The 7,204-nt window shown below is 62.2% G+C and carries 7 protein-coding genes and 1 tRNA gene; all 8 read left to right on the forward strand.

Annotated features, from left to right (window positions below):
* Positions 1 to 67: 67 nt before the first annotated feature.
* The 8 genes from ACESNB_RS09170 to ACESNB_RS09205 all read left to right on the forward strand — a co-directional run bounded on the left by ACESNB_RS09170 (position 68) and on the right by ACESNB_RS09205 (position 6,823).
* A tRNA-Val gene (locus ACESNB_RS09170) sits at positions 68 to 142 on the forward strand.
* A 69-nt stretch (positions 143 to 211) separates the two neighbouring features.
* Positions 212 to 952: a lysophospholipid acyltransferase family protein gene (locus ACESNB_RS09175; protein ID WP_373006515.1), complete on the forward strand. Its 741-nt coding sequence runs from the start codon at positions 212 to 214 to the stop codon at positions 950 to 952.
* Positions 949 to 2,208, forward strand: a complete 1,260-nt coding sequence (locus ACESNB_RS09180; protein WP_373006517.1) for a 3-deoxy-D-manno-octulosonic acid transferase — start codon at positions 949 to 951, stop codon at positions 2,206 to 2,208. The genes ACESNB_RS09175 and ACESNB_RS09180 overlap by 4 nt, the downstream gene beginning before the upstream one ends.
* On the forward strand, positions 2,205 to 3,200 hold the full coding sequence (gene lpxK, locus ACESNB_RS09185) for a tetraacyldisaccharide 4'-kinase (RefSeq protein ID WP_373006519.1): 996 nt from the start codon (positions 2,205 to 2,207) through the stop codon (positions 3,198 to 3,200). The genes ACESNB_RS09180 and lpxK overlap by 4 nt, the downstream gene beginning before the upstream one ends.
* Positions 3,197 to 4,156 (forward strand): lysophospholipid acyltransferase family protein, encoded by a 960-nt coding sequence (locus ACESNB_RS09190; RefSeq protein ID WP_373006521.1) that lies wholly within the window; start codon positions 3,197 to 3,199, stop codon positions 4,154 to 4,156. Before lpxK ends, ACESNB_RS09190 begins: the two co-directional genes overlap by 4 nt.
* A gap of 280 nt (positions 4,157 to 4,436) precedes the next feature.
* The gene (locus ACESNB_RS09195; protein ID WP_373006523.1) at positions 4,437 to 4,790 is read left to right on the forward strand and encodes a type II toxin-antitoxin system RelE/ParE family toxin; all 354 of its coding nucleotides are present in this window, start codon (positions 4,437 to 4,439) and stop codon (positions 4,788 to 4,790) included.
* Complete coding sequence (locus ACESNB_RS09200; RefSeq protein WP_373006525.1) at positions 4,787 to 5,083, forward strand: helix-turn-helix domain-containing protein; 297 nt, start codon at positions 4,787 to 4,789, stop codon at positions 5,081 to 5,083. The genes ACESNB_RS09195 and ACESNB_RS09200 overlap by 4 nt, the downstream gene beginning before the upstream one ends.
* A gap of 297 nt (positions 5,084 to 5,380) precedes the next feature.
* A complete protein-coding gene (locus ACESNB_RS09205) occupies positions 5,381 to 6,823 on the forward strand; it encodes an IS1182 family transposase (RefSeq protein WP_373006527.1) in 1,443 nt (480 codons plus the stop codon).
* Positions 6,824 to 7,204: the final 381 nt, after the last annotated feature.

Genomic DNA, 7,204 nt, shown 5'->3' on the forward strand with positions numbered 1-7,204 from the left:
GGGGTTCACGGTGTTCCTTGCTTGACGTTCGGAGGGCATCGGATTATCGACTCGCTTCCCGGAACTGGGGCGATTAGCTCAGTGGTAGAGCACTGCCTTCACACGGCAGGGGTCGCAAGTTCAAACCTTGCATCGCCCACCATCTCAAACCTGTCAGTTGTCGTTGCCAGCACCCGTGGCGCATGGCGCAAAGCGAAGTATAAGCGACGCGATGAAGTTCCTGTTCCGATCCAGACCTGTTGTGATCCTGCTGGGTTTCCTGATTTGGGCCTGGATGGCCCTGATTGGGCGTACAGTCCGCTGGACCGTCGAAGGCGAACCTGAAGCCAGGGCCGCGTGGGATTCCTTTCCTGGCATCGTTGTAGCGATCTGGCATTCCCAGATCATGCTGATACCGGCGGGCTGGATAAAACTGATACGACACTGGCCCGGACGGACCGCAGACGTGTCCATGCTGATCTCGATGTCTGGCGATGGCGAACCGGTGGCGCGCGCCATGCGCCACCTTGGCGTTGGGACGATCCGCGGTTCAGCCGGAAACAAGAAGAAGGCGAACAAGGACAAGGGCGGTGCACGCGCTGTGGTTGAGGCGGTTAAATTGCTGAAATCAGGCGGGGCGGTCTGCATTACGCCTGACGGCCCTCGCGGGCCGAACGAACAGGTGAGCCTGGGCGCGATCCTGATTGCACAGAGATCGGGCGCGCCTATCCTGCCTTATGCGCTGGCGAGCAAGCCTGCGAAACGCCTCGGCAGCTGGGACCAGTTCATAATCCCCCTCCCTTTCACCAAGGGCGCCATCGTGTTCGGCGAAATTCTGGAGACCCCGCGCGATGCGAAGCCTGAACACTTGCGCGATGCGTTGCAGGGCCGACTTGATGCCGCAACGCGCAGGGCACAAATACTGGCCGGTTATGACGTGACGCCGCCCAGCGCCGGGACATCCCATACATGACGCCGGCCTTTCGCCTTTACCGGGGGTTTGCCCGGATCGTATCGCCTTTCCTGCCTGGATTGCTGCGGCGGCGGGCGCGGGCGGGCAAGGAAGATTTCGGTCGGATGAATGAGCGGCTGGCGCGGGGTATGCCCAACCGGCGGCCCGGCCGACTGGTCTGGTTGCATGGCGCGAGTGTGGGGGAAAGCCGCCTGCTTCTCGAGCTGGGCCACAGGCTGGTCGCGGCGCGGCCTGACCTGATGCTGCTGTTCACCAGCCAGACGCTGACCTCTGCGCGCCTGCTGGGCCCTGCCCTGCCGGACACTGCGATCCACCTGATGGCGCCGCTGGACACTCCGGCGATTGCCCGGCGCTTCATCCGGCACTGGCAACCGGACCTGTGCGTGTTCGGCGAGGGCGAGATCTGGCCGAACCTGATTTTCGAAGCCGGGCGCAGCGGCGCGAAACGGGCGCTGGTGAACGCGCGCATGACGCAAGGCTCCGCCGATGGCTGGCGCCGGGTGCGCAAACTGTTCCGCAAACTGGTTGGCGCCTATGACGTGGTGCTGGCGGCCGACACGGACACGGCCCAGCGGCTGGGCAGCCTGCTTGGGCATAATGTCCGCTCCGCCGGAAACCTCAAATCAGCCTTGCCGGGACCGGAGGCAAGCGACTTTGAAATTACGCGGATACGCGATGGATTTATCGGCACGCGGCGCTGCCTCGTCGCCGCCTCGACGCATGCGGGCGAGGAGGCATTGTTCCTCGATGCCGTATCGGACATGCCGGATACGGCCCTCATCATTGCGCCCCGGCATCCGGAGCGCGGCGACGAGGTAGAAGCCCTGATCAAGGCGCGCGGCCTGCTGCATGCGCGCCGGTCGAAGGGACAGGTCGCAAATACACGCACGCGCGTCCTGCTGGCCGATACGATGGGCGAGATGGGCCTGTGGCTGCGCCTGGCCGATGCGGTCTATCTGGGCGGCGGGCATGCCGAGGGTGTCGGCGGGCACAATCCGCTGGAGCCCGTGCGGTTTTCCAAGCCGGTCGTGACCGGCCCGCTTGTGTTCAATTTCGCCAGCATGATGGCCGATCTCGAAGCGCGCGGCCTCATCAGGACCGCAACAGATGCAGCAGGCGTGGCCGATGCCCTGCAGAATGCGGCGCCGCCGTCGGTGGCGGCTGTGGAGGCGCTGGCGGAACATGCGGATGCACCGATGGTCGAGACGCTGGCGGCTCTGTTGCCGCTGATCCCTGAACCGGGACTGCTGCAATGAAGGCGCCGCATTTCTGGTCAGCAGGGCTGGACCCGCGCTCACGCGAGGCGGCGCCTCTGACGCGCCTGCTGCTCTCGCCGCTGGCCTTTGCCTATCGGCTGGGCGTGCAGAACAAGCTCGACAACGCCGTGCCTGTCCGGGTGGGTATCCCGGTCGTCTGCGTCGGAAACCTGACCGTTGGCGGGGTCGGCAAGACACCGGTCGTGGCGGCGATTCGGGGTGTTTTGACGGCGCAGGGCGTCCGCGCGGCGACCCTGTCGCGGGGGTACGGCGGCGGTGCCAAGGGGGTGATAAGGGTGCAGCCGGGCACACATACGGCCGCCGATGTCGGCGACGAGCCGCTGATGCTGGCCGCAAGCGGCGAGAGCTGGATCGGGCGCGACCGAGTGGCCGCCGCGCGCCAAATGCAGGCCGATGGCGTGCAGGTGATCGTGATGGATGACGGCCACCAGAACCCGTCGCTCTACAAGGACCTCTCCCTCGTCGTGATCGATGCCGCCGCGCCGTTCGGCAATGGGCACCTGCTGCCCAAGGGCCCACTGCGCGAACCGGTCAGCGATGGCCTGGCACGCGCGGGCGGCGTGGTGCTGATGGGTGCGGGCGATGTGCCGGGCGCGGCGCTGCAGGCCGGTGTGCCGGTGCTGCGCGCTTCGGTAGCGCCGACCGGCGCCGTGCCGGGGGGGCCGCTGGTGGCGTTTGCGGGCATCGGACGGCCGATCAAGTTCTTCGATGCGCTGACGGCGGCAGGGGCTGACCTGCGCGAAGCGGTCGGCTATGGTGACCATCATGTCTATTCAGGCAGCGAACTGAAATTCCTGCACCGACTGGCCGAAAGCCATGGCGCGCGCCTGATCACGACGACGAAGGACCATGTGCGCCTGCCGCAGGCCGAACAGCAGCGCGTGCTTGCCTTTCCGGTCGCGGCCCGCTTTGAAGATGCTGGCGCGCTCGACGCGCTGCTTGCCCCGATTATCACATCTGCGAACACATGACCGACACGCCTCCCGCCTATGTCCGCCCGAAGGATATCGATAACCGAGCCTCGCTGTGGCAGCGGATACAGTGGCGGCTGGAGACGATTGCGTGGGACGTTATCTATTGGTGGCCGATGAAACTGCTGGGGCCGGACAAGGCGTCCGACTTTGGCGGCTGGGTGATGACCAAGATCGGCCCGCGCCTGTCACAGCACAAGACAACGGTGCACAACCTGAAGCTGGCCTTCCCGGACTGGGGCGAAGACAAGATCAACCGCACGGCGCTGGCGGCCTGGGAGAGCGCCGGGCGCACGGCGGGCGAGCTGCCCCACCTGCCCGCCATCGACCCCTATACAAGCGGGCGCGTGGACGTGGTCGGCGTTGAGCGGCTCGACGCGATCAATGCCAGCCGCAAGGGCGCCGTGTTCATTTCAGGCCATTTTGCCAATTGGGAAATCATGCCGGCGGCGATCTGCAAGCGCATCCCGCATGCGGTGATGACCTACCGGGCCCTGAACAATCCGCACATCGACCGGCGCATCAACAAGCTGCGCCACGATTATGGCACGGGCACCGCCGCGCCGAAGGGCATTGGCACGCGCGAGCTGATGCGGGCGCTGGCACGCGGCGCGCCGATCGCCCTGATGAACGACCAGAAATTCCGCGAGGGCGTCGCCGCGCCCTTTTTCGGCCATGACGCGATGACGGCGCAGGGGCCGACGCGGCTGGCGCTGAAATACGGCGTGCCGATCGTGCCGGTCTCGACCGTGCGCACCGGCCCGGCCCGTTTCCGGGTGGAAATCCACGAACCCTTCATTCCCGAAGATACCGGCGACACGGAGGCCGACATCCTCCGGACCGTGAAGCGGATCAATGATTTCCTCGAAGCCTGCGTGCGCGCCCAGCCCGGCCAGTGGTTCTGGCAACACCGCCGCTGGCCAAAAGACGCCCGGCGCGAAGCGGGCGTGATTTAGGGCGAAGGTGCCGCATCCTCCCGATAGCGGACGGTGGCGCAAGCAAATTCCAATGTCAGCAAATCGCCGAAGATGGTCATACGACACCCGAAATCGGACGGCTGCTATCGGAGCGAAGCTGAACAGTCGCTGACAAGACTCGCTGGAGGTAGAGCAACCCAGCCTTACACGGGCCGCATCTGTCAGCGCAGGCGGCCTGACTCGAATCAATAGAGAATAAATCAAACACCTTGACGGTGTACCTCTAAAGGTACATATGTAGTGAGAAGGACAAAGCTGGTTGGCAGACACAGATAAGAATATCGAGGTTGTGTTCTTTCAAACCGCATCAGGCAATGAGCCTGTGCGCGACTGGCTGAAGGACGACGTCGGTGAAGATGAGCGTAAGATCATCGGAGCCGATATCAAGACAGTTGAATATGGTTGGCCGATAGGCATGCCAATCAGCCGGCCCATGGGAGGCGGCCTGCACGAGGTTCGCTCAAGCCTTCCCGGAAACCGCATCGCGCGGGTTCTGTTCTGCGTGGAGGATGGACGCATGATCCTTCTTCACGGCTTTATCAAGAAGACAAAGGCGACGCCGAAGGCAGACTTGGACCTCGCAAAGGATCGAAAGAAGGAGATCGGACAATGAGCAAGACAAAATCCAAAGCCGGGATCGGCTCCAGTTTCGACGACTTCCTCAAAGAAAAAGAAATCTATGAGGACGTGCAGGAAGTGGCGCTCCTTCGCGTGTTTGCCTGGCAGATCAAAGAAGCCATGAAAGCCAGCGCCATCACCAAGGTAGAAATGGCCAGGCGCATGAACACAAGCCGAAGCCAGCTAGATCGGTTTCTCGATCCGAAAGACGATCACGTGGAGCTCGCGACGCTTGCAAAGGCGGCTGAAGCTGTTGGCAAGAAGCTCAGCTTACAGCTCGTTGCCTGATCGCAGTTATATGGCATTGCTGCCGAGGTCGATGAACTTAGCGCCTCGATGCGCCCCTGGGAATGTAGACTCCCTACGACTTCATCGTGCGGCCATGGCGGACTCGGCGGCTGTGGTCATCGCGGAGACCAATCGCCCTGAAAACGCGAATCTTGATTACGCGAGGAAGTTCGTGGAATCCAAAATTTCTCCTAACCTGCCGCTCAAACGGCGCTAGACGACCGGCAATTTAGGGCCGAGGCTGTGTAAAAACGCCGAAGCAGTTCATGCTCTTCGATATTGTTTCGGGAGGCATTGATGAAGCGGTTTGTGGAAGGTGTTGCGCGTGATCAGGGCGGTTTGTTCCCGGCGCATCTTGAAGATTTTGTCGCTGAGGACAATCCGGTTCGGGTTGTCGATGCCTATATAGAGGCGCTGGATCTTCGCGAGCTCGGCTTTGTCGCGGTTGACCCAAGCGCGACTGGGCGACCTGGCTACCACCCGTCTGTTCTCCTGAAGCTCTACATTTACGGCTATCTCAATCGGATTGCATCAAGCCGTCGACTGGAGCGCGAGGCGGGCCGCAATGTCGAGCTGATGTGGTTGACGGGGCGTCTTGGGCCTGACCACAAGACGATCGCCAACTTCCGCAAGGACTACGGGCCAGCGATCCAGAAGGTGAGCGCGCAGTTTGTGGAACTGTGCCGCCAGCTGGGCCTGTTCTCGCGGGCGATCATCGCCGTGGATCGCAGCAAGTTCAAGGCCGTCAACAGCCGCGATAACAACTTCACCGCAAACAAGGTCGCCCGGCGCATCGAGCAGGCTGAAACCCACATCGCCCGCTATCTGACGGCGCTGGAACGCGCCGATCGGCAGGGCGGCGATGTGGCTGAAGAACGGACGCCGCGCATCAGGGAAAAGATCGAGAGCCTGCGCCGCCGGATCGAGGATCTCAAGGCGATGGAGCAGCAGCTGGAGGCTACACCCGGCACGCAGGTGTCACTCACCGATCCTGATGCCCGCGCCATGTCCACGGCCGGAAAAGGCACTGACGTGGTTGGCTACAATGTCCAGATCGCCGTCGACACGGAGCATCACCTGATCCTCGCGCATGAGGTCACCACGACCGGTAGCGACAGGGCTCAGCTTGCATCGATGGGCGAGGCAGCACGCGACGCGAGTGGGCATACCTCACTCACGGTACTGGCGGACCGGGGCTATTACAGCCGCGATCAGGTGTTGGCCTGCGAGGGCAGCGGCATTGTGCCAATCTTGCCCAAGAGCGATACGTCCGGCGGTGCAACGCGCGGCGTCTTTACGATCCAGGACTTCATCTACGACTCTGAACATGATCGCTACACAAGCCCGGCCGGGCAATACCTGACCCAGGCAGCTGTACGCTCGACCCGCGGGCCTGATCCCGAACTGGTGCGTTGTCGCAATCTCGATGCCTGCGGCGCTTGTCCGCAGAAGCTGAGGTGCACACCCTACAGGTTCAAACAGATCAAGCGGTGGAAGCATGACGGCGTGCTCGACGCCATGCAGGTGAGGCTTGAACGCATGCCCGACGCCATGAAAATCCGCAGGCGGACCGTCGAACATCCGTTCGGAACCATAAAAAGCTGGATGGGTGCGACACACTTCCTCACAAAGACCCTGACCAACGTGAAGACCGAGACGAGCCTTCAGGTGCTCGCCTATAACCTCAAGAGAATGATCGCCATCTTCGGGGTCGGTCCGCTGATAAGGGCAATCGCCTGATCACATCACACGCCCGCAACAGATCACGACGCATGGAAAATCAGAGCGTTTTTACACAGCCTCGGCCAACAGAGGTCGTTTGATAATTAATTCCTAACGACCGCTTTTGCACCCACAGCCGATGTCCGTGTGGCGCCCCTTCTCGTCCGATGACTTTGCCAGTCTGACCAAGAAATGCCTCAGAGCCTGCTCCAAAAAGAGGTGTGTGATTTCAGCGACTTATGATTCTGTTGGTTTGCGGACTAGAGCACCGTGCGATTAATCTGACACATATCCGGCTTCCTTGAAATAGTTCCAGCATTCCTTTGGGTCGTAGAGATTGCAGATGTTTGCGATGGCGGTTTCGAGATCGTCGAAGTTTCGGGCGGCAGCGGCGCGCAA

The sequence above is a fragment of the Hyphomonas sp. genome (assembly GCF_041689225.1).
In the GTDB taxonomy this organism is placed as follows: domain Bacteria; phylum Pseudomonadota; class Alphaproteobacteria; order Caulobacterales; family Hyphomonadaceae; genus Hyphomonas.

What these genes read in the sequence shown, in the direction of transcription:
- lpxK (WP_373006519.1), top strand. Translation starts at nt 2,205, where the DNA reads ATGAAGGCGCCGCATTTCTGGTCAGCAGGGCTGGACCCGCGCTCACGC.
- ACESNB_RS09190 (WP_373006521.1), top strand. Translation starts at nt 3,197, where the DNA reads ATGACCGACACGCCTCCCGCCTATGTCCGCCCGAAGGATATCGATAAC.
- ACESNB_RS09180 (WP_373006517.1), top strand. Translation starts at nt 949, where the DNA reads ATGACGCCGGCCTTTCGCCTTTACCGGGGGTTTGCCCGGATCGTATCG.
- ACESNB_RS09200 (WP_373006525.1), top strand. Translation starts at nt 4,787, where the DNA reads ATGAGCAAGACAAAATCCAAAGCCGGGATCGGCTCCAGTTTCGACGAC.
- ACESNB_RS09175 (WP_373006515.1), top strand. Translation starts at nt 212, where the DNA reads ATGAAGTTCCTGTTCCGATCCAGACCTGTTGTGATCCTGCTGGGTTTC.
- ACESNB_RS09205 (WP_373006527.1), top strand. Translation starts at nt 5,381, where the DNA reads ATGAAGCGGTTTGTGGAAGGTGTTGCGCGTGATCAGGGCGGTTTGTTC.